This is a genomic window from Dyella halodurans, assembly GCF_026283925.1.
In the GTDB taxonomy this organism is placed as follows: domain Bacteria; phylum Pseudomonadota; class Gammaproteobacteria; order Xanthomonadales; family Rhodanobacteraceae; genus Dyella; species Dyella halodurans.
Genome location: NZ_JAPDPF010000014.1, coordinates 48858 through 71560 on the forward strand (window position 1 = coordinate 48858; position 22703 = coordinate 71560).

A 22703-nucleotide genomic window follows, 5' to 3' on the forward strand; every position below is an offset into this window, starting at 1 on the left:
TACACGCCACGAGTCGCCGGTAGGTCCGGATTCAGTGGTCACCCTGAGGATGGGGAACCTCGTGGGCTCTCGATTTTGACTGTCCGCAGCCCGGACCGGCGCCATCCGGTCCGTCGCCGGGCAGATTGCCGTTGTGGAGTAAGACTTGGCCATCGTTTACGAAATCTATAGGCAGGAACAGGCGGCCCTTGGGCTGCCCTTGCTTGCGGCTGAGCATCCACAACGCACGGTGGCATGGCGCCAGGGCCAGCCGGTCAGTGCCGAAGCCTTTCTGGCCCACGTGCAGGAAGTCGCCGCCCTGCTGCCGCCGGCCGCCACCGCGGTGAATCTTTGCGAGGACCGTTACGCGTTCCTGGTCGCCTTCTGCGCCATCGCTGTGCGTGGCCAGGCCAACCTGCTGCCCTCCTCGCGCGCGTTCCAGGCGGTGGAAGAGGTCATGGCAGCCCACCCAGGTTGTTACGCCGTGGGCGAGCTGGCGCTGGACACACCGCCGCCGCATTACCGCCAGCTGCCGGCGCTGTCCGCCGAACCCATGGCCGACGGGCTCTTCGCGATTCCGACGATTCCCGCCGAGCAAGTCGTCGCCATCGGCTACACCTCCGGTTCCACCGGCGTACCCAAGGGCACCCTCAAGACCTGGGGCGACTTCGTGGCCAGCAACGGCGGCAATCAGCGCATGCTGCAGGCCGAGGTCGGCACGGGTTTCAACGTGGTCGCCACCGTGCCGCCGCAGCATATGTACGGCATCGAGATGTCGGTGCTGCTGCCCTTGCTGGGCGACGTGGCGGTGCATGCAGGGCGCCCGTTCTTTCCGGCGGACGTGGCCACCGCGCTGGCCGAGGTACCCGCGCCACGCGTCCTGGTCACCACGCCCGTGCATCTGCGTGCGCTGATCGAATCGGGCGTGTCGTTGCCGCCCCTGGCCGCGATGTTGTCCGCCACCGCGCCGATGTCGCTGGAACTGGCGCGGATGGCCGAGACGCGTTTTGGCGCGCCCGTGCTGGAAATCTTCGGTTCGACCGAAACCTGTGCCTTCGCCAGCCGCCGGGTCACTGCGGGCGAGTTGTGGAACCTGTACGACGACGTGCATCTGCATCCGCAGCCCGACGGCACCCAGGTGCGCGCGCCCCGGCTGGTGCAACCGATGACGCTGGCCGACATCGTCACCTTGCACGACGGCGGCCGTCGTTTCCGCCTGTGCGGTCGCCATGCCGACATGCTGGAAATTGCCGGCAAGCGCGCCTCGCTGGGTGATCTCACGCATCGCCTGCTGGCGATTCCCGGCGTGCAGGACGGCGTCGTATTCCAGCTGGACGGCAGCGATACGCTGGGCATCCATCGCATCGCCGCCCTGGCCGTGGCGCCGGATCTGGACGAACACAGCATCATCGAGGCGCTGCGTCGGGCGGTCGATCCGGTGTTCCTGCCGCGTCCGCTGATCCTGGTCCATGCCCTGCCCCGCAACGAAACCGGCAAGCTGCCGCGTCACCAGCTGCTGGCGCTGATGGGGCACGAGCCGGCCTGAGTCCCCCTGCTCCTACAAGGGGGCATCAAGGCCGTTGAGCGCTGAGCCAAGCTGAACCCACGACTCGTGCTGCGCTGCGCAAAGCGGCCCCAGCCTCTACAATGGCGAGCTGCGCCGGCCTCGGCGCATCTTTCGGTCGTGGAGCAAGCATGAAAGTCCTGGTCATCGGCAGCGGCGGGCGCGAACACGCGCTGGCGTGGAAGCTCAAGCAGTCGGTCCGCGTCAGCGAGGTGATTGTCGCTCCGGGCAATGCCGGCACGGCGCGTGAGAAAGGCGTGCGCAATGCGGACGTCGCCGTCACCGATCTGGAAGGGCTGCTCAAGCTGGCCAAGGCGGAAAAGATTGCCCTCACCGTAGTGGGCCCTGAAGTGCCCCTGGTCGCCGGCGTCGTCGACAAGTTCCGCGCGGCTGGTCTGCGCTGCTTCGGTCCGCGCGCGATTGCCGCGCAGCTAGAGGGTTCCAAGGCCTTTGCCAAGGACTTCCTGCACCGCCACAACATTCCCACCGCGCACTACGCGGTGTTTACCGAACTCAATCCTGCCTTGGCCTATGTGCGCCAGCATGGCGCGCCCATCGTGATCAAGGCCGATGGCCTCGCCGCCGGCAAGGGCGTGGTGGTAGCTCTCACGCAGGCCGATGCCGAGCAGGCGCTGCACGACATGCTCGGTGCGCACGCGTTTGGCGATGCCTCGGCCCGCGTCGTCATCGAGGAATTCCTCGACGGCGAGGAAGCCAGCTACATCGTGATGAGCGATGGCCAGCATGCGCTGCCGATGGCCAGCAGCCAGGACCACAAGCGCCGCGACGAAGGCGACATGGGCCCGAACACCGGCGGCATGGGCGCCTATTCGCCCGCACCGGTGGTGACGCCCGAGGTCGAGCGCCGCATCCTCAAGGAAGTGATCGAGCCAACCTTGCGCGGCATGGCGATGGAAGGCGCGCCGTTCATCGGCTTCCTCTACGCCGGCCTGATGATCGACAAGAGCGGCGCACCCAAGGTCATCGAATTCAACGTGCGCTTTGGCGACCCGGAAACGCAGCCGATCATGCTGCGCCTCAAGTCCGACCTCGTCGACCTGATCGAGGCCGCGCTGGACGGCGAGCTACATCACACCGCCGTGCACTGGGACGCCCGCCCCTCCATCGGCGTCGTGATGGCCGCCGGTGGCTACCCTGGCAAGGTGCACAACGGTGACGTCATCACCGGTCTCGACAACGACTTCGGCGCCGATGTGAAGGTATTCCACGCCGGCACCCAGCTCGATGCGCAAGGTCAGGTGGTGACCGCCGGTGGCCGCGTACTCACCGTGTGCGCCCTCGGCAAGGACATCGCCGGCGCCCGCGCACACGCCTACGCTGCCGTCGCCAAGATCCATTACGACGGCGCCTTCTGCCGCCGCGACATCGCCCACCGCGCCCTCCACCGCGGCTGATGTCGGCTCACCCAGACAAAGAAGGCCCCGCTAACGCGGGGCCTTCTTCTTTATGTAGGAGCGCACCCAGTGCGCGACCGCGGCGCTAGGCCGTCCCGCACCCCAGCTCCACCAGCGACTTCACTGCCCGTGCAGATTGAAGACGAAGCCGTAAGGGTCACGGATATAACAACGGGGCACGGACGCATCCTCTTCCACCACCGTGCAACCCGCCGCGACCAGCCGTGCTTTCGCCGCGCCCACGTCGTCGACAAGAAACTCGAAGACCGGCCCGTGCGCTGCGCCGCGTTCGACATACAGGCAAAACGAACCGGTTTCGAAGCCGACCAACTGGTCGCTCCGGTAACTCACCGACAAGCCAAGCACGGAACCGTAGAACGCCGTGGCCTGGTCCCAGGCCTCGGTGCGGAGGATGACTTCGCGGGTGGATCGAAAAGTGTCAGCCATGGCGATGACCCTGGTGGCGGCGCGTTGAGCGACGGCGTTCACTCTACGCTGGTAGGCTTGGCGGCGACTCAACGCCCGAGCCCCGCATGAGCCAGTTCAACCTGCTTGGAAGCCGTCGCTTTGCTCCTTTCTTCTGGACGCAGGCGCTGGGTGCATTCAACGACAATGCCTTCCGCAATGCCCTGATCATGCTGGTGGCGTTCCAGATGGGGCTGGATGACAAAACGGTGTCGCTGTACACGAACCTGGCGCCGGCGTTGTTCATCATCCCGTTCTTCCTGTTCTCCGCCACGGCGGGGCAGCTGGCGGAGAAATACGAGAAGACGCGCATCATCCGCTTCGTAAAGCTGTTCGAAATAGGCGCGATGCTGCTGGCGGCAGTCGGCTTCTACACCCATCACACCACCCTGCTGCTGATCGTGCTGTTCCTGATGGGACTGCACTCCACCACGTTCGGACCGATCAAATACGCCATCCTGCCCCAGGCGCTAAAGCCCGAAGAGCTGGTCGGTGGCAACGGCCTGGTCGAGATGGGCACGCAGATGGCCATGCTGATCGGCATGATCGTCGGCAACTCGCTGATGCTGATTGCCGGCTACGGGCCGATCCTCGCCTCGAGCGCGACGATCCTGATCGCGGTACTGGGTTATCTCGCCAGCCGGCGCATCCCGGCCGCGCCGGCCACCGCGCCCGACCTCGTCTTCAACTGGAATCCGTTCACCGAAACCTCGCGCGTTCTCGGCATTACGCGTGAGGACCGCCGGGTCTTCAACGCGGTGCTGGGCATTTCCTGGTTCTGGTTCTTCGGCACCGTGCTGGTGGCGCAGTTGCCCGGTTACACGCGCGTGAACCTGGGTGGCGACGGCTCCGTAAACACCTTGGTGCTGACCTTGTTTTCCATCGGCACAGGCGTGGGCGCGTTGTTATGCGAGCGCATGTCGGGACGACGCGTGGAAGTGGGCCTGGTGCCGCTGGGTGCGTTCGGCCTGACTGCCTTCGGTATCGATCTGTATGCGGCGCATCCCGGTGTTGCGACTGTGCATGGACTGGATTGGTTAGCCTTTCTGCGTAGCACGGGCAGTTGGCGCATCGCCTTCGATCTCACCATGATCGGCGTTTTCGCCGGCTTCTACGTGGTGCCGCTCTTTGCCTTCGTGCAGGCGCGCACGCCGCGTGATCGCTTGTCGCGCGTGATTGCCGGCAACAATATTCTCAACGCCTTGCTGATCTGCCTGGCTGCCGGCTTCGGCCTGGCGCTGGGCATGCTGGGTTTCACTGCGGTGCAGATCTTCCTCGCCGCCGCGGTGCTCAACGTGGCGGTGGCTGCCTACATCTTCACCCTCGTGCCCGAATTCCTGATGCGCTTCATCACCTGGGTGCTGGTGAACATCTTGTATCGCGTGCGCGTGGATGGGCTGGAACAGATTCCGGAAGAAGGTCCGGCGCTGCTCGTGTGCAACCACGTCAGCTTCATGGACCCGTTGCTGCTGATGGCCAACCTGCGACGGCCCGCGCGCTTCGTCATGTACTACAAGATCTTCAACATCCCGGTGCTGAAGTTTGTATTCCACACCGCCAAGGCGATTCCCATCGCGGGACACAAGGAAGACCCCGAGGTGTTGCAGCGGGCTTATGACGACGTGGATGCGGCGCTCGCGGACGGTGAGTTGGTGTGCATCTTTCCCGAGGGTGGCCTGACGCGTGACGGCGACATCGCGCCTTTCCGACAAGGCGTCGCGCGCATTCTCGAGCGTCGTCCCGTGCCGGTGGTGCCGCTGGCACTGCGTGGCCTATGGGGCAGCGTGTGGAGCCGCCGCGATTCGATGCTGCATCGTGCGCGTCTGCCGCGACGCTTTCGCGCACGCGTGGAGCTGGTAGCAGGTGCACCGCTGGCACCCGCGGAGGCACGTACCGAGGCACTGGAAGCGCGTGTGCGTGAACTGCGCGGGGACTTCGCTTAAGAGCCCGTTCAAAAACCCTGGATCTGAGTCGGGTTATCCCAAGGCGTTGCTTAGTCCCGAGTCGCCACCCCGTGTCCCAAGTCCCATCCCACTTACCTCACCGTCATCCCCGCGAAGGCGGGGATCCAGTGACTTTTGTTCTTATGTCACGTTGAAGCAAAAGCCAAAGGCGCTGGATCCCCGCCTTCGCGGGGATGACGGCTCAGGAAGAGAGTCGCGAACATCGAGCTCTCGCAGAGAATTTGACCAGGCGCTACGTGGCTTGATCGCCGTCTGGCTCAGCTCATCCAGCCGGCCAGAACAATCACCGCCACCACACTAAGCCAAGCCAACAACGCCCGTAGCAACGCACCACGCAGCCGAATCAGCTCGGCGATCGGATCGCAGCGTTCCTCCGCATACCCATCACCCGCTTCAATATCGACCTGCACATCCGCGCGCGCCGCCGCACCCAGAAAGCCAGGGCCTTCCACATACCAGCTATTCGGCGACTGTTGCTGGTGCCAACGCTTCCACGCGCCAATCACCGCATCCCAATGACCCACCAAGGCCAGCGTAAACACCATCAGCTGCGCCGGCAGCCAGTCCGCGATATTGGCGAAGGCGTGCGCGGAGGCGCGTGCCTGCGGATCCACGCGCAGGCTCTGGTCGCGGCCCAAGGTCTGCGCCAGGCGATACAGCAGCGCACCCGCGGGGCCCAGCAGGAAAAACCACAACAGCACGCCGAAGCGACGACGTAGCGCCGCATAGGCGGTCGCCTCGCCCAGGGCAATAGCGTTCCAGGCCACCGCTTCACCGTCGTCCGACAGCGCCTGTGCGGCAGCCTCGCGCGACGGTTGGTCGGCGGCCTTGAGGATGGCTTCCAGGTCCGCCTCGAACGCATGCGGTCCAAAGCAATACAGCAACACCACCAGCGAAAAGATCAGGCGCAGCAGGTCGGCGCCCGGCAGCAGGCTGATCAGCCAGATCGCCAGCAGGCAAAGCACCACCGGTACACCCAGGGTTACCGCCACGCGCGCCGGCCCACCGGTATCCCCCAGCTGCGCCACCCAGCGGCGGAAGCCGCCATCGCCGCGCCAATGCGCCAGCTGTGGCATCACATGCAGAAGACCGAGTGCGATGAGGGCGGTAAGCAGGCTGACAGCCATGGATGCAGCGCTCCGAATGAGTGGCGGCATTGTAGGGCAAGGTCCGCGAATGTCGCCGCCCAGGCGCCATGACAGCTTGGCGACAACTAAGACGCGGTGCGTATCGACCGCGCGCGCAGGCGCGGTCACGATCGGATCAGCGCTTGGTTTGCGCGATCAGTGCGTCGAGGTCGAGCCCGGCGCGCTGCTGCAGCCAATGCGCCAGCAAGTGGTAGGACACCGACAAGCGCAACGAGGGCAGGAAGCTGCCGTCGGCAAGGCCGTCGACGATGTCCTGGGGCGTAAACCAGCGCGCCTCTTCCAGTTCGTGATCACGCAGGCGAATGGTGCGTGACACCGCGGTTGCAGTGAAACCCACCATCAACGATTGCGGCAGCGGCCACGGCTGCGAGGAGTGATAGTGCACCTCGCCCACGATGACGCCCGATTCCTCGGCCACTTCGCGGCGCACGGCGTCTTCCAGTGCTTCGCCGGGTTCGACAAAACCGGCCAGCGTCGAATAACGGCCCTTCGGCCAGCCGGCCTGACGGCCCAGCAGGCAGGCGCCTTCGTGTTCCACGATGACAATCACGGCCGCGTCGGTGCGCGGGAAATGCACCCGCCCGCAAGCGGCATTGGTGCACTGGGCGCGATGGCCGGAGGCCACCAGGATTACCGGCGCGCCGCAGTGCGCGCAGTAGCGCGTTTCACGCTGCCAATGCGCCAGGCCCTTGGCATACGCGAACAAGCCGGCCTCATCGGCGGCCAGTTGCAGGCCGACGTCACGCAAGCCGGCGCGGCGTGCACCCAACGTGCTCTCCAACTCACCCGCCCGTTCGGCGTCGTCCATGGCCAGGAGGAAATGCGGCCGCTCCCCGGCAAAGCCGAGAAACGTCGCCTTGAGCTCGCCCAGCAGCTGTTCGCGCTCGCCACTGTCGAGCCAGCGCAGCGCCTCCTGATCGGGCAGCAGATAGGTCTGGCCCAGCGCATCCAGCAGCAGGTAGCGGGCATGCTCCGAGCTGGCCTGCTCGCTCACCCACAGCGACTCGTCGCGCCGCTCGGCGACCCGGTCCAGGATCAGGCTGAGTCCCGCGAAGGTGTTGAGTCGCGGCAAGGTGGTGCGTTCCATGCCGGGGCGATGCTCAGGCAGAAAAGGATGAACCGCAGCCGCAGGTGGTCTTGGCGTTGGGGTTGCGGATGACGAACTGCGAACCGCTGAGGCTTTCCGAGTAGTCGATCTCGGCGCCGGTGAGGTATTGCAGCGACAACGGATCGACCAGCAAGGTGACGCCTTCCCGGTCGAGCGCGAAATCGTCCTCAGCCTGAGTCTCATCGAACGTGAAACCGTACTGGAACCCCGAGCAGCCACCTCCCGTGATGTACACGCGCAACTTCAGTTCCGGGTTGCCCTCTTCGACGATCAGCTCGTGCACCTTGCGGGCAGCGGCCTCAGTGAAGACCAGCGGCGCACCGGCGCTGCGGTAGTCCGGGACAGTGGGGAAGGGGATGACGGTATCCATGGGGTTCTAATGGGGGCACAGCGGCTAAGGCGCAAGCATAGCGCGATCAGGCCGGCACCATCTCCACGCCAGCCAGCTGCGGTGCAGGAAGCTCGCGGGTCATCTCGACGCCGTGATGGCTCATGCGGCCGTTGACCTGGGCCCCGGCGGCCATTTCCAGCGTCTGGTAGTTCACGTCGCCGGTGATGCGGGCCTGGGGTGCCAGTTCCAGCCGCTCGCCGGCATGGATGTCGCCCAGCACCTCGCCATTGATGATGGCGTGCGGCACGCGGATCTCGCCCTGCACCACCCCGTTCTCGCTCAGCGTGAACACGGCATTGGCCTCGTCGGCCAGCACCGTGCCCTCGATGCGGCCATCCAGGTGCAGCGCACCGCTGAAGCGGACGTCGCCGCGGATCACCGTGCCGCGTGCAATCAGGCTGGTGTCGTGGCTGCTGGGCGATCGGTCGGCGCGCTTACGGTTGAGCATCCTGTTCTCCTTGGGTCGGGGTGAGGTGGCCAGACAGCGCATCGCTCCATGTCACGGTCCGGCTGACGGCCTCGTCACCCGCCGGCTGACCCTGGATCAGCAGGCGCGTGGGGCGGAAATTGGCGGGCAGCACGATGGTGCCGTGCAACTGCTGGAAGTACTTGAAACGGAACGGCATGCCGGCGCTTTGGGCGCTGTCGCCAAGCGCGGGCCAGTCGAGCCGGACCACCTTGTCGCCTTGCAGGCCTTCGACGCTGATGGTGGCGGTGCCGGTCACGTCTTCGCCGCGCTTGGCGTTTTGGGTGAGGCTGATGGTGATGTTCCAGGCGTGCGAGTTGGCCACCGGCTGCAGCCGCACTTCCTGCACCTTGAGCCCTTCGCGCTGCGCGTCACCACCGGTGAGGCGCGAGTAGAAGCCCAGGTCGGCACGCAAGCCGCTGATCTCCTCTTCCCGCTCCGCCAGGGTCTGGCGCAGCGATTTGGTGGCGATATCGCCCACCTGGCCAGCGCGCTGCAGGTTGGCGACCTGCTGCTTGAGATCGTCGTTTTCCTTGGTCAGCGCCTTGAGCTGGCGTTGCTCCTTGGCCGCCGGCGTCGTGCGGCGCACGGCGGTACCAACGATCACCGCCACCAGCAGCAGGCTCAGCAGCCAGGCCGCCCCCAGCCACAGCACACGCCGACGCTGCCCGGCCGCGTCATGCGGGCGAACCACGAAGCGCGGTGGTGGGCGTGAAGCCATGCACGGCCTTCCCAGGAAAAACCAAGGTATAGCCGTGCCGTGGCAAGAGCGTCAAGGAACGGGGACACGCTTCCAGAGCGGGCAGGCGAGCCATTCAGGCGACGCCTGCCGTAGGCGGTCAGCTATCCATCTTGCTCTGCAAATACCGCTCGGCGCTGATGTCCTTGACCAGGCTGAACTGGGTTTCCAGCCAGTCGATATGCTCTTCCTCGTCGTGCAGGATGTCCTTGAACAAGTCGCGGCTGATGTAGTCCGCAATGCCTTCGCTGTAGGCAATGGCTTCGCGCAGATCCCGCACGGCGGCCATTTCCAGCTCGAGGTCGCCCTTCAGGCATTCCAGCGGATTCTCACCGATACGCAGCTTGCCGAGGTGTTGGAGATTCGGCAGGCCATCCAGGAAAAGAATGCGCTCGATCAGATGATCGGCATGCTTCATTTCCTCGATCGATTCCTTGTACTCATGCTCGGCCAGTTCGCCGTAACCCCAGTCCTTGTACATGCGGTAATGCAGGAAGTACTGGTTGATGGCGGTCAGCTCGTTGTAGAGCACCTTGTTGAGGAACTCGATGACCTTGGCGTCGCCCTTCATGAGAAGTCTCCTTGCGGTTCCAGCAGGCGACTATACGGCGTTCCGGTAGGGGCCGACGAAACGAGAATTGCTATGGATTGCCCCACTTAGGGACGAGGGACTAGCGACGGCCCGAACGCCTTTTTTGCTCGTCATCCCCGCGAACGCGGGGATCCAGCGCCTTCAGTGGCTTTTTGCCCGTCATTCCAGCGAAGGCTGGACAAGCGCGAAGCGCGCAGAACGCCCGAAGGGCGGCCCCGTAGGGGCGAGCGAAGCGAGTCATCCAGCGCCTTCAGTGCCTTGCAAAGACACTGAATCCCAGCCTCGCTGTGACGACGATTCATTACAAACCTCGCATAGCAAAACGCGCAGCCGAGGCCGCGCGTTGCAGGGTATTGCCAGGTCGAAGGCCGACTCAGGCCACCGAAAGCACCGGCAACGTAAACGCCACCTGGGCCACGGCCTGATCCAGCGTAGCCCGCGCCTCCTGCTCACAGCAGCCGCAGCAGTCAGAACACCCCGTGCGCGACTGCAGCTCAGCAAAACTTTGCACGCCATCGGCCGCGGCGCGGCGGATGTCATGGTCGGTAACGGCGTTGCACATGCAGATATACATGACGCATATGGGAACGCAAATGCGAATGATTGTCAACTCATCGCCTAGCGAGCCCAGGCGGCCTTCGCCTTTGGTTCAGGCAGCGGCCCAGCCCTTGCGTGGGCGATCGTTGGAATCGTGCTCGCCACGCTGGGGCAACTCGCCCACCTGGACGCTGAGCAGGGACTCCACCAGCGGCGCGAACTGGCGCAGCGCCCGTTCGTACACCTGGCGCTTGAAATTGACGACATGCGAGGCCGGGTACCAGAAATCCACCCAGCGCCACAGGTCAAACTCGGGCTTCTCGCAGGCGTCCAGGCGCAAGGCATTCTCTTCGCCCACGAGACGCAGCAGGAACCACACCTGTTTCTGGCCAATGCAGGTCGGGCGCTGGTGGTGCCGCACATACCGGCTGGGCAGGCGGTAACGCAGCCAGCCGCGGGTGGCGCCAATCACCTCCACATGGTGCGGCGCGAGCCCGGTTTCCTCTTCCAGTTCGCGGTACATCGCTTCCAGCGGCGTCTCGTCGCTGCGCATGCCGCCCTGGGGGAACTGCCAGCCATCACGATTGACGCGGCGAGCCCAGAACAGTCGGCCGTCTGCATTAAGCAGCACGATGCCCACATTCGGACGGTAGCCATCAACGTCGATCATGTCGCCTCCTGAGGCTGCTGGCGCGACTAAAATACGCGCGTCCAGAACACCTTAGCTGGGGCTGATTCAACCACAGCGCAGGAAGTGGCGGCAAGCGAAACACTTGAACCGAAAGACAGGGGCCATTAGACTGCCGGGCCCTGCCTGGTCGACGTCACGTCGACGACAGCGCCGGGCGGCACCCAAGGCTATGTAGCTCAGCCGGTTAGAGCACAGCACTCATAATGCTGGGGTCGGTGGTTCGAGTCCACCCATAGCCACCATTTTGCGCGGAAAGCCTTACAGGCCAAGCCCCGCCAGCGTTTCCGAGCATCCCAAGCGCCCGCGCTACAGGGACTGCTACAGAAAGTGCTACAGCGACGCGGCACCACGTACACCTCCCGAGTCATCGTCCCGGTCGATCTTCAGTGCCTGCTGGGCGGGGTTGAGGTCACGCGGAACTTACGCACGGGCGACGGGCGCGCCGCCCTACGCCGTCTCGGTGTGTGGGAGACGGAACTGGGCACAGTAATAACGATCATCACGTCGGTGACGAGGATGACACTCGATCGGTTAACTAGGTGGCACCTCCGGTTTTCTGTCGTGCCATCTGATGCGGCGACGTTCTGCCTCCTTGTTTCCAAGGTGACGAGGGGCAATAGGGAACTCCTGCTCCCGAAAGCGCCGAGGTGTTACACCGAGTCCGAACGGCGCCATTACTTGTCGGGTCATCCCACACCCATTGTTCGTCCCTCTGCCCTACGGCGTATTGCCGACTGCCGCCGCCAGAGCGAGCCTGTCCGGCGGGGGTGGGGGTGTGACCTATGCCGCGACCAGTTCTCGACGGGCTTCTCGAGCAGCTCTATGCCATGCCACAGGTGGGCTCCGATTGGCGGCCTTTTCTGTCCGCCATGGGAAGCGCGTTTCGCTCACACGCAGTTGCATTCCACTCGCACGATGTCATGCACCAGCAAGGACTCATTGAAACCTCCATCGGAGTTGATGAGCATTTGGCGCAACGATTCAAGGCTATCTCCCATGAGCACCCCTGGTACATCCATGGCGGTGACCTGTTGCTCAACACAGGTATGGCGGACGATCAGGGTCTCCTCCCAGATGCGGCCCTCTACGACTCGCGGTTCTATAGCGAGGTTTTCAAGCCTATGGGCATACGCCACGGCCTAGCCATGGTCCTTCGGCACGAAGGCCCCGACAGCATGACGGTGTTGTCGATCAATCGTCCAAGTGAAGGCGGCTACTTCAAGGCGTCCGAGCGCGAACTGGCGCGCTCCGTGCTGCCGCATGCACGTGCGGCCTATCTGCTGCAGCAACGATTGGGATGGCTGGAGACCTTGTCGATGACTTTCCGTGCTGCTCTGGATCGCCTGGACGATGGCGTGGTCATCTTGGACCGCCGCGGAGTGATCCGATTCGCCAATACCTCCGCTGAGCGATTTGCAGCGCAGGCCCTCTACACGAGGTGTCCTGATGGACGCTTATGCTTGCCCACGAGAGCGCAGTCCAGCAGCTTGCGCAGTTACGTATGCATGGCTGGCGCCAATCCCCAACCACTGTTAATGCGTGTCCAAGATCAACGAGGCCTCTGGATCGCGACCCTCAAGGCCTGCCCGGTGGACCGAGTGGCCGAAATCCAATGGGGCGAGTCTGGTGCGGGCGTCATGCTGTTCTTCACCCCAACACAGGCCCGCATCGCGCCCGATCGCCGCGCGGCTTGGCAGCGTCTCTGGGGGCTCACGCGCGCAGAAGCGGTACTAGCCCAGCAACTCGCGAATGGGTCCTCCCTGGACGAAGCCGCCGACACCCTGGGGGTTTCCATCAATACCGTTCGAACTCAGGTCCGCGCGCTCTACGCGAAAACCGGAGTTCGGCGGCAACCGGAACTGATGCGGGCACTACTCACCCATCGGGCGTAGGGCCGCATACGTGGCCTAACCATCTTCGAAGTCGACTGGATAGCATGTCGACTTGGTGAGATCGACAAACGCCATGCAATGGAGCGGGTCCGTCCATAGCTTCGACTCCTTCACGTCATTTCGGTCGATCCCATGGGCGAGGTCCAGCGTTTCGAACTTGCTCCGGAAGATCAGATGCCAGTCCATGAACGATTCCATGTATCCGCAATCTTCGACCTCCGGCATAAAGTTCGCATAGAGCAAGTGCCCACCCGGATTCAGACTTTCGAACAGCACGTTGATGAGGGGCTTGGCCACTTCGGTGGGTAGGTAGTCGAACAAGCCGGCCGCGTAGACCAGGTCGAAGTCATTGAGCTTGATATTCCCCTTGAGGATGTCCCGCACGCCCGCGGGAATGAGCTCGATGTTGTAGGCGCCGTAGTCCCGCTCAATCTGGTCGAGGCTCAACTTGTCCTGATCGATGGCGACGATCTGCACTGGGCGTTTCATCGCGATGGCGTGGCAAGAGCTGAGTTCACGAAGGTGGCCGCACGCTAGCGCCAGGATGCGCGGGCATTCGACCGCCACCGCCGCGCGATCGATGGCGATGGACAGTTGTTCGCGGCGATACCGCACCGCTTGGCAGGCCTGCGAGTTCGTGCTGAAGAGATAGAGACGTTGCGCCGCAGCGCTGGTGAACGAGGGGTTCGCGAACTGCGGACCGTAGATGTAGTCCAGCATTACCGCGTCGCCCGCGTAGCCGCGCGGCTTGCTGTAGGTACGCCATACGAAGGGGTCGGAATGCATCAAGGCCTTCACGGGATGGTTCATCAAAGCGTCGGCAATTTCCCTGAATCGAACGGGCCCTAGTTCGAGAAAATAGTCGCGGAGCGCCCGAACCAAACGCGTCATCTCCGTCGCAAAGGTCGGACTATCCTGGTTGGCCGCGTTGAGTACGTTGGTCGCGTAGGTGTCGAGGATGGACGCAGACATGTTGGTTTCCCCGATGGTGAGTTGGCGACCAATGTAGGCAGTAGATCGCGGTCATTCATCATCAAAACGGATGAGGATTTCAGCGGCGCGTTACGGCACGGCGGGGCGCTCGAATCGGTGTCAGGGAAAATTGGAGCCGGCGAGGTGGTCGCCCGATAGATCGCACCACCGTGAAGGGACCTATCCTGGCATCGACGCGCGAATTGACTTGACCCGTCCTGAGCGCCTTCTGCTGTTGCAGATGGCTGTGGAGCTCATCGACAAGATCCTTGAGACATCGCTCACGGCCTTCGCATATGACGATCAGGTGCATATTGAGCGTGGCCTCAGCCCAAGCGCCGACCCGACGTCAGAATGCGAGGTCGAACGCGACCTAAGCAAGCGCTTAGCGCCAGGCTCGGCTTCCTCATCCCCAAAAAACCAAGCCCGCTTCACGGCGGGCCTGGCTCTTCCTCTCCACAGTTCACTCACCTCACAAAGTAAAGTCATACTGCGCCGAAAGCCGAAACTGTCGTGGCGCCGTGTAATTCAACTCACGCCGATAGGTCTGGCTCGGGGTGACGCGGTCGCTGGCGTAGCCTTGGACGTAGCCTTGGGCGATCTGGCGGTTCAGCAGGTTGAAGATGTCCGCCCGGAAGGTGAGCTTCTGGGAGGCCCAGTTTGGCGTGTAAGCGGCGTTGAGGTTGAGCGTATAGGTCCAGGGCGTGCTGCCGCTGGTGCCGCGGGGTGAGAAACGGTAGTCGGCCGAGGGCGGGATATAGCCGGGCGTGCCCGGCTTGGTGCCTGAACCGGCGAGGCCGCAGTAGTGGTAGTACGCGCCGGTGTAGAGGCCTTTGTCCGCCGTGGGATAGAAGCTGGTGCAGCTGGCCGGACGACCCGAGGCGATCACCGCTGTCGCGCCGAAGCGCCACTCCTGCGTCAACTGGTAATAGCCAAACGCCTTGAGCTGGTGGCTGCGATGGTTTGGCAGCAGGCCGTTGGCGCCCACCATCAGTTGCGGCAGATCCCAGTCCTGGGTTCGCGATACGTCGGTCTGGCCCCCCAGCCCCGTGTCCAGGTCCGATGCCAGCTGGCCTTCGGTATTGCCGTAGTTGCGCGAGAAGGTGTACTCGACCTTGCCGTACCACTTGCCACCGCGGCTGGGGTGCTCGAGATACAGGTCCAGCGCGTAGTACTTGCGCTTCAGCGGCGGGAAACCCAGCTCGGCATTGCTGTATGTCACTTCCTTCAATGAGCCATCCGGCTGTTCCATCAGAAAGGTGTTCGCGACGCCAGGATTGAACAGGACGCAATGCCCTCCCAACTGGGGTGCACAGGTGTCGTCGATCGCGCTGCGCAGCACGCGATAGGTGAGCTTGGCGCCCCAGTTGAAGGCGGGGTTCCACTGGTGCTGTACACCGGCGATGTACTCATCCTGGTAGTGCGACTTCAGATTGCGCGCGCCGACCGTGCGCGGGTCTGGCGATGTCCCGCATTCCAGATTGCTGGAGACGGCGTTGCCACCCGGACAGGTATAGCCCTTGCTGGCATCGACCGGAATCGACTTCAGGCCGGTCGGTGCGCCGGTGCGCGGATCGGTGCCGGTATAGGTGAAATATTCCTGGGTTAAGAGCGAGGCCGCCGCGCCACGCACGGCCACGTTGTTCGGTGGCGCCAGGTGGTAACGGCCTGCGTTGGCGAACACCTTTAAGCTGGCGTCACCGTGCACGTCCCACGACACGCCAAGGCGCGGCGCCCACTGATTGCGCTGCGAGGCGAACGGCTCGCGATCGTTGTTGTAGTTGGTGAACTGCTCGTTGCGCAGCCCCAGCGAGAGCAGCACGTTGGGGCTCACCTGCCAGAGATCCTCCAGGTACTGCGACGACTGCTCCACCTTCACATCGGCCGATTGCGTGTAGTACTGCCGCCGCACGAAGTAGCCCTTGTTGGAGCCGGGCACGCCCAGGCCGGAACCACCCGCCGCCGCCGGCGCGCCGACGCCCAGGCCCGAGTTGATGGCGGCATTCTTGTTCGCGGTTTGCTGGAACACCCACACATAACCACCGGCATACTCGGTGCCCGTAATCGAACGCGCTTCCTGCGTATCCGCACCGATGCGCAGATTGTGGTCACCCAGGCGATATTCCAGGTTCAGGCGCCAACTCTGTGTCTTGTCCCTGGCGCCAGGGGCCTTTACTTCGGTGGCGAACTGGCAGGTCGGGTTATAGGTGATGCCTGGCATCTGATTGACGGCGGTTGTATTGCCCGACAGCCGCGGACAACTGGCGTCGTATTGCCATGGCACGTCCTTATGCTCAAGCTTCTGCTGGCCGTAGAGCGCGCTCACGGTGAGGCGATCGGTCAGGTAGCCGGTGTATTTGCCGATGTAGAGCTCGCCGCCCTCCTTCGTTGTCTTCCCCCCCGTCTGCTTGTTGCCGTGGCTGTAGTCGCTGTAGCTGAAGGGGTACAAGGCGCTGTCGTACTGCTCCCGGTCGGAGACGCCGGTGAGTTCGACGATGTGGTCGTCGGTGATGTTCCAGTCCACCTTGGCCACCCAGCGCGGTATTTCGTACTGATACCGGTTATAGCCGTTGGCGGCTTGCGGGTTGGCGGAGGACGAAGCGACGCTGGCGCCCTCGCGCTTGACGACTTCACCGGACAGATAAAGGAACAGCTTGTCCTTGATCAGCGGGCCGCCAAGGTAAGCGCCGTACGACGTTTCCCAGTACTGGTTCTTGTTGCGATAGGCGAGCAGCGTGCCGTCGGTCTTCGGATAGAAGCCCGTGTTGGGGTAGAAGTTGTTGCGTGGCGTGGCGCGCCCTATCTCGGGCGACCAATAGGCCGCCACGCCGCCCTTCCATTGGTTGGTGCCGCGCTTGGTGGTGATGTTGATGACGCCGCCGGTGGAGCGGCCAAACTCGGCGCCATAACCGCCGGTGAGCACCTGCATTTCGTCGATGGCATCAAACGGCAACGTGGTGAAGCCAATCGACGTCAGTGGATTGGTCACCGCATAGCCGTTGATGTAGTACGCGTTCTCCGAGGAAGCGGAACCGCCGAAGCTTGCCACGTTATAGGCACTGTTGGTCACCACGCCCGGCGCGAGCAAGGCGGCAGCGGAAACGCTGCGCGCGATCGGGAGCTTGGACAGCTGTTCGGCATTGAACACCGTGCGCGTGTCGACCGACGACACGTCGATGGGCGGCAGCGAAGCGGCCGACACGGTGACGCTATCCAGATCTTTCACACCACCGGGCGCCGCGAACGACACTTCGGTGCCACCGGCAATGGTAACCACCACATCGTCGCGCTCCCCGACGATGGCGCCGTCGCGTTGCAGGCTGACCCGATACTTGCCCGTCGGCAACGACACCACGCGATAGCGACCCGCCTCATCCACCGTCACCTGGCGCGAGAGGCCGGTTTCCAGATTCTGGATCAGGATCACGCTGTTCTTCGGTGCGGCCACCTGGCCGAAAATGGCGCCCGAAGCGGATTGCGCCGCCACGCCGCCACTCAACCCCGCCGAAGCCAGGGCGACCACCAACGCCGTGCGCCGTAGCCGCGGCGACGTCAAAACTGCACGAACTCGCTTTCGATGTTCCCCCGATGCCGATGCCTGCTCAGGGTTGGGTGGCTTCAGGCACGCGTTGTCGACGGATTCGAATGCGCGAGCGCTTTCCTTGTGACCGGTTTGAACCATGATCAACTCCGTTGAATTCGGTGGTGGTTGGCGAGCGCCATGCGCTGCCAAGGTGGAATGCCGCGTAGGGCACAACGGATCCGCGGATAAGCGCCGGCGGCGATCCGTGTCAGGTAAAGCCCTGTTTCGGGGTAAGGGGTTACCAAGGTGCGGTGCACCGCCAAACCGGCCGGTGCACCGCGGGAACGATCACAAAGACCCGCTTACCCGTTCATCGCTCGCTCGTCGCCGAGCTGCCTGGCGTAGTGCTCCAGACACAGGATCGCCACGGCTATTCCGTCCTTGAAAAGCGTTGGAAGTGGCCATGTCAGGGGTTCGGCTTCGGGGTGATTGGCCTTTGCCCTTCGATACTGCTCGTCCTCAAACCACAGTCGCGACAGCGCGTAGTGCGCTAGCGCAACGTCGTCGAAGGTCGTGCCGCGTGGCGGATGCGCCTGCGGGCGCTGCGCCGGTGGACCGGCGGCGGGCGAGGCGATGAACGGGTCACCCAAGGAGAGAAAAGACAGGCGTGCGGGTGCCGTATGATCGTGGACAGCCATGATCAACTCTCGGTAAGTTGGTGATGGTTAGCGGGTCGTGGGTGTTTGCCGCACCTGCGACCCGCGCCTCATGACATTGCTGCCATGATCACTCGCGTTGACCTACATCAAAGAACCCCGCGAGTGACGCGCCGAACTTAGCAAAGCCAAGGCTCGCCGCCTGTCAGGCATCACCCCTGCAGCACCCCCGTCCACCTGAGACGCCTGCTGTGGTCCTTGGACTTCGGACTTCCCTGATCGCCGGCCAGTGCCACCGTTCCCGCGGCCAAAACGTGTCAGGGACAGTTCGAGATGGCGAGGTGGTCGGGCGATCGGCAGCACTACGATGACTCTGAAAGCGCACCTCGAGATTCAGGCGGCGGTGGTCCCTCAGCCGGCCGTGCGCGCTGTGCTGGACCGCAGCGGCAAGCGGTCAGTCATCTACAAGTCGTTGCAAATTCACCAAGCCGACGCGGCGAATGCAGGCGTCAGGAAGATCGTGGTCGACCATTGAATCGCGCGGTTGCAGGGGCGCCTAACGCTGAATGTCCGCTTCAAGCAAAGCGAACGTCGACGACGGTTCAAGGCACCACTCCTGACAGGACGTTGGCAGCAGCACCTTTGTACAACGTCTCCCGACGGTCCCTGTCGAGACCCCTGAGAGCCTGTTCAAAGTCTCGGTTACGAGGGAAGAAACAGACTCGAAAACGTCATTTCTCCTTCACCGTCATCCCCGCGAAGGCGGGGATCCAGCGACTTGCTTCGATTTACCTCGGCCTCTTATCGCGCCAAAGGCACTGGATGACCAGCCATTCGGCTGTTGAGAAGCTCCTCCCGCTTGACCAGCCCTTCGGCTGTTGAGAGCCGCGGGGATGACGGGTAGGAGAGGGTGCGAATACTTGGCCGTGACAGACACTTTGAACAGATTCTTAGGAGAAGTTCCATGAAGTTTGCCTCCACGCGGCTTATCGCCCAAGACATCAAGGCGGTGGTCGGTTTCTATGAAACGTTGACCCAACAGCAGGCGCAGTGGCTTGCCCCCGTGTTCGCGGAAATCGTCACCGCCGGGGCGACGCTTGCCATCGGCAGCGCGGAGACGGTGGCGCTGTTCAAAGAGGGATCGGTGGAGCCCGCCGCCAACCGCTCGGCCATCATCGAGTTCCAAGTGAACGATGTGGAAGCGGAGTTTGCGCGGCTGAAGGACAAAGTGGAGGTGGTCCTGGCACCCAAGCTGATGCCCTGGGGCAACCTGACGGCCCAGTTTCGCGATCCCGAAGGCACCGTCGTGGGCCTGTACACGCCCATGACCGAAGCGGCCAAGGCGAGGGTCGGCGCGCACTAGCGGCTCGCTCGCCGCACGCGCGCGAGGGTGAGGCAAGAGCGGGATCAGATTCGCTTGCTGGGGAACAGGAGTGCATCTACCCCGTTCCTGCGTTCCGGAATGCGGCGATGGAGGCGCCGGCGGCGTATCGGAACATCTCCCCGGGTGGAGGCCGTTGCCCAAGGGGCACTAGCGCTCAGGGCAAGCCATTCCCTATTTTTGCAATGTCTACTGCGGATTCCGCCGGTTGTTGCAACAACTCCCGCTGCTCGCGCAGTCTTTAGTGTGTTGCAACGACCGGTTGAATCCGCACGGCCTTTCGGATTTACCTACAGGGAGCAAGCGATGCAGCGTAGACAGTTTCTCGGTTTCAGCCTGAGTGCATTGGCTGCCGGAATCGTGGCAGGTCGTACACCCACAGCTGCCGCGCATGAAGCCAACGTCGTTGGGCCGGACAGTTCGAGAAAGGAGGCGCAGGAGTGGAACGCATCGCGACGCTTCCTCAGAACTCCGTTTGGCAACATCGCCTATGCTGACCATGGCAGTGGACAGGTGGCCCTGTTCCTCCACGGCTTTCCACTCAACAGCTTTCAATGGCGCGGCGCGATTGAACGGTTATCGCCTTATCGCCGTTGCCTGGCGCCCGATTCGCTCGGCCTGGGTTACACCCAGGTGGCCGAGGGTGTCCACATCACGCCCGCCACCCAAGTTCAGATGCTCATCGCATGGTTGGACGCGCTCTCCATTCGAGACGTTGACATCGTTGCCAACGACAGCGGTGGTGCGATCGCGCAGCTCTTCTTTACGCGTCATCCCGATCGTGTGCGCACCGTGCTCCTCACCAATTGTGATGTGCAGAATGACTGCCCGCCGCCGGCAGTCATCCCGGTCATCGACCTGGCAAAGAAGGGGCGATTTGCAGAGGAATGGCTTGCTCCGTGGGTCGCCGACAAGCACCTGGCACGCTCGGACAAGGGGCTCGGTGGCATGACGTTTACACATCCGCAACGACTTGCCGACGAAACGATCGACATGTATCTCGGACCCCTGGTCGAATCGCCCGAGCGCAGAGCGCTCACCAACGCTTACGCCATGGGCCTTGCGCCGAACCCATTGGCCGGCACGGAGCCGTTGCTCAGGCTGAGTCAAAAGCCCGTGCGCATCGTATGGGGTACGGGCGACACGATCTTTTCGCGGGACGATGCTGCATACCTTGACCATGCGCTACCCCGGTCACAGGGCGTGCGATGGATGGAAGGTGCAAAGCTGTTCTTCCCCGAGGAGTTTCCCGACGTTATCGCCGAGGAAGCTTGCAAGCTCTGGGCTGTATGAGCCGGGCCATCGAGCCGCCACACCTCACGGAGTGGGAAGGTGGCCCGATAGCAGGGGGCAATCTGGATAGGCCTGCTTTCGACCCCGAGCAGACGTTTACACATACACCTCCGCTCGTATCGGAGCGTCGTGCCATCTGACACAAAATGGGGATGTTCGTCGGCCATGAAAAAGTCACTCACCGAAGTTCTGTCGGGTTTGAAGCACCTTGCGAATCGGTCTCCGGAGATGGCGTTTGGGAATGACGCCGGCGAGGCATTCGCCGAAGTCGCGCCGTATCGCGATGGAGCGGTGTACGTGAGTTACTACTCCGGCTCCAGCGAGTGGGAGCGCCACCCGAATGGCGACGAAGTCGTCATGGTGCTGGAGGGGACAACCACGGTTGTCTTGCTAAGGGATGCCAAGGAGGAACGATATTTTCTGGCCGCAAACGAGCTGGTTGTCATCCCCGTGGGCGTCTGGCATCGGTTTGAGGAATCCGACCGGGTCAAGGTGATGACCATTACGCCGCAGCCCACGGAGCACAGCCTTGATACGCCGGTTGGCTGATATCAGCCATGGGGCGACGCATATCAAACACGAGTTTCGCGCAGGGTGAAGGTCATTTTGATCGCCCCGCACGGTTCGCCTCCGGCCCAAAGTAGACCTCAACTATCCCCAGGATTGGAGCTTGCGTCGGTGGCACGGGCCGTCTCGATCAGGGCAAGTTATCGAGGGTACGCGGGGTCAGGGGTGGGGCATTGGCCAAGATGAGGTAATGTCCGCTCCGACCCAGAACGGACAACAGTGGTATCAACAAATATGGGTCAGCGACGTCGGTTCCACCGCAAGAATGGCCGCTTGTGGCCACATCCGTCACCTACTGAAGGGAGTACCAAGTATGCGTACGTTCCGAAAGGTATTTGCTGTCCTGGCATTGTTGTCGCCAGTTTGCGCCTTTGCAGGTAGTGCGTTTGACGGCACCTGGAAGACCGATTTGAAGCAAACCCAGGAGTCAAAGAAGCCGTACGAGTTCATCTTGCAGAACGGCATGTTCGACTGCAAAACCTGTGTCCCGCCCTTCGCGATCAAGGCTGACGGGCAGGACCATCCGGTCTCGGGCAACCCCTATTTCGACACCGTGGCCGTCGAAGTGGTGGATGCCAATACGATCAAGACCACCTACAAGAAGGCTGGCAAGGTGACCGAGACGATGTCGGCCATACTGGCAGCCGACGGCAAGACGGGTCGGAACGAGTACACAGACAGTAGCGGCAGTGGCGCTCCGGTGACGGGTTCCTACGAGTTTGTCCGGCTGGCTCCCGGACCGGCGGGGTCCCATGCCTGGTCGGGAAAATGGCAGCTTTCGAAGGCACTCCGCGTGTCCGACAACGCTACAACCTGGACGTGGAAAGAGGCGGACGGCGTGCTCAGTTTGAGCCAGGCCAACGGGCAGTCCTACAGCGCGAAGATCGACGGTACGGAAGCGCCCTTCCAGGGAGACCCGGGCGTTACGAGTGTCAAGGTCAAAATTGCCGGCAACACGCTCGAGGAGAGTGACCTGCGCAATGGGAAGGTCGTTTCGGTGATGACGGCCACGGTGTCTGCTGATGGCAAGACCCTCAAGGTGGTTACTGAGGACAAGCTGCGCAATCGCACGACGTCGTGGGTGGCCAACAAGCAGTAAGGGCCTCGCGCCTGGAGCGTACAGTCGCGCCTCCAGCAATCTGCCGAGGCGCGACTGTAGAGGGTTGACGTCCGCTTCCGTCGCGAAGCGGACGTTTTACCCTGGCCGGCCATCGCTATATAGAAGGCTTGTAAGGTCCGTATATGGACTCCTCCCCTGTTGCAAGCATCCCGCAGCTCTGGCGTCCGTGTCGACTGCAAACGTATATCCGGCCTCCGCCACCCTCACTCCGGGGGATGCTGGGCCTTGATGAGCTAGTCG

The 22703-nt window shown here is 63.1% G+C and carries 21 protein-coding genes, 1 tRNA gene and 1 pseudogene; 11 read left to right on the plus strand and 12 right to left on the minus strand.

All coding sequences use genetic code 11. The annotated features are described in order from the left end of the window. Positions 1-145 precede the first annotated feature (145 nt). Complete coding sequence (locus tag OUZ49_RS20035) at positions 146-1525, plus strand: AMP-binding protein (protein ID WP_323134952.1); 1380 nt, start codon at positions 146-148, stop codon at positions 1523-1525. A gap of 149 nt (positions 1526-1674) precedes the next feature. Continuing rightward, positions 1675-2958 carry a phosphoribosylamine--glycine ligase gene (gene purD, locus OUZ49_RS20040; protein ID WP_266152389.1) on the plus strand — a complete coding sequence of 428 codons (1284 nt, stop codon included), beginning with the start codon at positions 1675-1677 and terminating at the stop codon, positions 2956-2958. Between the two features lie 120 nt (positions 2959-3078). Here the strand turns inward: purD and OUZ49_RS20045 are convergent, their stop codons facing one another. Further along, positions 3079-3405 (minus strand): VOC family protein, encoded by a 327-nt coding sequence (locus tag OUZ49_RS20045; protein ID WP_266152391.1) that lies wholly within the window; start codon positions 3403-3405, stop codon positions 3079-3081. A gap of 86 nt (positions 3406-3491) precedes the next feature. Here OUZ49_RS20045 and OUZ49_RS20050 point away from each other — a divergent pair, with 86 nt between their 5' ends. Further along, a complete protein-coding gene (locus OUZ49_RS20050) occupies positions 3492-5366 on the plus strand; it encodes an MFS transporter (protein ID WP_266152392.1) in 1875 nt (624 codons plus the stop codon). A gap of 278 nt (positions 5367-5644) precedes the next feature. Here OUZ49_RS20050 and OUZ49_RS20055 read toward each other — a convergent pair whose 3' ends face one another. From OUZ49_RS20055 to OUZ49_RS20090, 8 genes are all read right to left on the minus strand, one after another. Then, on the minus strand, positions 5645-6514 hold the full coding sequence (locus OUZ49_RS20055) for a cobalamin biosynthesis protein (RefSeq protein WP_266152393.1): 870 nt from the start codon (positions 6512-6514) through the stop codon (positions 5645-5647). 136 nt (positions 6515-6650) lie between these two features. Next, positions 6651-7622, minus strand: a complete 972-nt coding sequence (gene nudC / locus OUZ49_RS20060; protein WP_266152394.1) for an NAD(+) diphosphatase — start codon at positions 7620-7622, stop codon at positions 6651-6653. 13 nt (positions 7623-7635) lie between these two features. Beyond that, entirely contained in the window at positions 7636-8013 is a 378-nt protein-coding gene (gene erpA / locus OUZ49_RS20065; protein ID WP_266152395.1) for an iron-sulfur cluster insertion protein ErpA, read from the minus strand. 46 nt (positions 8014-8059) lie between these two features. Next, on the minus strand, positions 8060-8482 hold the full coding sequence (locus tag OUZ49_RS20070) for a bactofilin family protein (RefSeq protein WP_266152396.1): 423 nt from the start codon (positions 8480-8482) through the stop codon (positions 8060-8062). Beyond that, entirely contained in the window at positions 8469-9221 is a 753-nt protein-coding gene (locus tag OUZ49_RS20075; protein WP_266152397.1) for a DUF6776 family protein, read from the minus strand. The genes OUZ49_RS20070 and OUZ49_RS20075 overlap by 14 nt, the downstream gene beginning before the upstream one ends. A gap of 118 nt (positions 9222-9339) precedes the next feature. After that, positions 9340-9810, minus strand: a complete 471-nt coding sequence (gene bfr / locus OUZ49_RS20080; RefSeq protein WP_266152398.1) for a bacterioferritin — start codon at positions 9808-9810, stop codon at positions 9340-9342. A 394-nt stretch (positions 9811-10204) separates the two neighbouring features. Next, positions 10205-10405 (minus strand): (2Fe-2S)-binding protein, encoded by a 201-nt coding sequence (locus OUZ49_RS20085; protein ID WP_266152399.1) that lies wholly within the window; start codon positions 10403-10405, stop codon positions 10205-10207. A gap of 75 nt (positions 10406-10480) precedes the next feature. After that, positions 10481-11038, minus strand: coding sequence for an RNA pyrophosphohydrolase (locus OUZ49_RS20090; RefSeq protein WP_266152400.1), 558 nt, complete (start codon positions 11036-11038; stop codon positions 10481-10483). A gap of 186 nt (positions 11039-11224) precedes the next feature. On the opposite strand from OUZ49_RS20090, the gene OUZ49_RS20095 reads away from it, so the two are divergent. From OUZ49_RS20095 to OUZ49_RS20100, 3 genes and pseudogenes are all read left to right on the plus strand, one after another. After that, positions 11225-11301: transfer RNA gene (locus tag OUZ49_RS20095), tRNA-Met, on the plus strand. An 85-nt stretch (positions 11302-11386) separates the two neighbouring features. Further along, positions 11387-11533: pseudogene (locus OUZ49_RS20995) on the plus strand (DUF6538 domain-containing protein); the annotation flags it as partial. A gap of 308 nt (positions 11534-11841) precedes the next feature. Further along, positions 11842-12951 (plus strand): helix-turn-helix transcriptional regulator, encoded by a 1110-nt coding sequence (locus OUZ49_RS20100; RefSeq protein ID WP_266152401.1) that lies wholly within the window; start codon positions 11842-11844, stop codon positions 12949-12951. 15 nt (positions 12952-12966) lie between these two features. Here the strand turns inward: OUZ49_RS20100 and OUZ49_RS20105 are convergent, their stop codons facing one another. The 3 genes from OUZ49_RS20105 to OUZ49_RS20115 all read right to left on the minus strand — a co-directional run bounded on the left by OUZ49_RS20105 (position 12967) and on the right by OUZ49_RS20115 (position 18144). After that, the gene (locus OUZ49_RS20105; RefSeq protein WP_266152402.1) at positions 12967-13923 is read right to left on the minus strand and encodes a class I SAM-dependent methyltransferase; all 957 of its coding nucleotides are present in this window, start codon (positions 13921-13923) and stop codon (positions 12967-12969) included. A 472-nt stretch (positions 13924-14395) separates the two neighbouring features. After that, complete coding sequence (locus tag OUZ49_RS20110; protein ID WP_266152403.1) at positions 14396-17410, minus strand: TonB-dependent receptor; 3015 nt, start codon at positions 17408-17410, stop codon at positions 14396-14398. A 398-nt stretch (positions 17411-17808) separates the two neighbouring features. Further along, a complete protein-coding gene (locus tag OUZ49_RS20115) occupies positions 17809-18144 on the minus strand; it encodes a hypothetical protein (RefSeq protein WP_266152404.1) in 336 nt (111 codons plus the stop codon). A 325-nt stretch (positions 18145-18469) separates the two neighbouring features. Between OUZ49_RS20115 and OUZ49_RS20120 the strand changes: the two genes are divergently transcribed. The 5 genes from OUZ49_RS20120 to OUZ49_RS20140 all read left to right on the plus strand — a co-directional run bounded on the left by OUZ49_RS20120 (position 18470) and on the right by OUZ49_RS20140 (position 22442). Then, entirely contained in the window at positions 18470-18637 is a 168-nt protein-coding gene (locus OUZ49_RS20120) for a hypothetical protein (protein WP_266152405.1), read from the plus strand. 429 nt (positions 18638-19066) lie between these two features. Next, complete coding sequence (locus OUZ49_RS20125) at positions 19067-19465, plus strand: VOC family protein (protein ID WP_266152406.1); 399 nt, start codon at positions 19067-19069, stop codon at positions 19463-19465. Between the two features lie 324 nt (positions 19466-19789). Continuing rightward, positions 19790-20776, plus strand: a complete 987-nt coding sequence (locus OUZ49_RS20130) for an alpha/beta fold hydrolase (RefSeq protein ID WP_266152407.1) — start codon at positions 19790-19792, stop codon at positions 20774-20776. A gap of 165 nt (positions 20777-20941) precedes the next feature. After that, entirely contained in the window at positions 20942-21325 is a 384-nt protein-coding gene (locus tag OUZ49_RS20135) for a cupin domain-containing protein (protein WP_266152408.1), read from the plus strand. A 331-nt stretch (positions 21326-21656) separates the two neighbouring features. Further along, the gene (locus OUZ49_RS20140) at positions 21657-22442 is read left to right on the plus strand and encodes a hypothetical protein (protein WP_266152409.1); all 786 of its coding nucleotides are present in this window, start codon (positions 21657-21659) and stop codon (positions 22440-22442) included. Positions 22443-22703 lie beyond the last annotated feature (261 nt).

What these genes read in the sequence shown, in the direction of transcription:
- OUZ49_RS20090 (WP_266152400.1), bottom strand. Translation starts at nt 11,038, where the DNA reads ATGATCGACGTTGATGGCTACCGTCCGAATGTGGGCATCGTGCTGCTT.
- OUZ49_RS20070 (WP_266152396.1), bottom strand. Translation starts at nt 8,482, where the DNA reads ATGCTCAACCGTAAGCGCGCCGACCGATCGCCCAGCAGCCACGACACC.
- erpA (WP_266152395.1), bottom strand. Translation starts at nt 8,013, where the DNA reads ATGGATACCGTCATCCCCTTCCCCACTGTCCCGGACTACCGCAGCGCC.
- OUZ49_RS20120 (WP_266152405.1), top strand. Translation starts at nt 18,470, where the DNA reads ATGACTCTGAAAGCGCACCTCGAGATTCAGGCGGCGGTGGTCCCTCAG.
- OUZ49_RS20085 (WP_266152399.1), bottom strand. Translation starts at nt 10,405, where the DNA reads ATGTATATCTGCATGTGCAACGCCGTTACCGACCATGACATCCGCCGC.
- bfr (WP_266152398.1), bottom strand. Translation starts at nt 9,810, where the DNA reads ATGAAGGGCGACGCCAAGGTCATCGAGTTCCTCAACAAGGTGCTCTAC.
- nudC (WP_266152394.1), bottom strand. Translation starts at nt 7,622, where the DNA reads ATGGAACGCACCACCTTGCCGCGACTCAACACCTTCGCGGGACTCAGC.
- OUZ49_RS20075 (WP_266152397.1), bottom strand. Translation starts at nt 9,221, where the DNA reads ATGGCTTCACGCCCACCACCGCGCTTCGTGGTTCGCCCGCATGACGCG.
- OUZ49_RS20050 (WP_266152392.1), top strand. Translation starts at nt 3,492, where the DNA reads ATGAGCCAGTTCAACCTGCTTGGAAGCCGTCGCTTTGCTCCTTTCTTC.
- OUZ49_RS20140 (WP_266152409.1), top strand. Translation starts at nt 21,657, where the DNA reads ATGCGTACGTTCCGAAAGGTATTTGCTGTCCTGGCATTGTTGTCGCCA.
- purD (WP_266152389.1), top strand. Translation starts at nt 1,675, where the DNA reads ATGAAAGTCCTGGTCATCGGCAGCGGCGGGCGCGAACACGCGCTGGCG.
- OUZ49_RS20105 (WP_266152402.1), bottom strand. Translation starts at nt 13,923, where the DNA reads ATGTCTGCGTCCATCCTCGACACCTACGCGACCAACGTACTCAACGCG.
- OUZ49_RS20100 (WP_266152401.1), top strand. Translation starts at nt 11,842, where the DNA reads ATGCCGCGACCAGTTCTCGACGGGCTTCTCGAGCAGCTCTATGCCATG.
- OUZ49_RS20045 (WP_266152391.1), bottom strand. Translation starts at nt 3,405, where the DNA reads ATGGCTGACACTTTTCGATCCACCCGCGAAGTCATCCTCCGCACCGAG.
- OUZ49_RS20055 (WP_266152393.1), bottom strand. Translation starts at nt 6,514, where the DNA reads ATGGCTGTCAGCCTGCTTACCGCCCTCATCGCACTCGGTCTTCTGCAT.
- OUZ49_RS20115 (WP_266152404.1), bottom strand. Translation starts at nt 18,144, where the DNA reads ATGGCTGTCCACGATCATACGGCACCCGCACGCCTGTCTTTTCTCTCC.
- OUZ49_RS20125 (WP_266152406.1), top strand. Translation starts at nt 19,067, where the DNA reads ATGAAGTTTGCCTCCACGCGGCTTATCGCCCAAGACATCAAGGCGGTG.
- OUZ49_RS20130 (WP_266152407.1), top strand. Translation starts at nt 19,790, where the DNA reads ATGCAGCGTAGACAGTTTCTCGGTTTCAGCCTGAGTGCATTGGCTGCC.
- OUZ49_RS20135 (WP_266152408.1), top strand. Translation starts at nt 20,942, where the DNA reads ATGAAAAAGTCACTCACCGAAGTTCTGTCGGGTTTGAAGCACCTTGCG.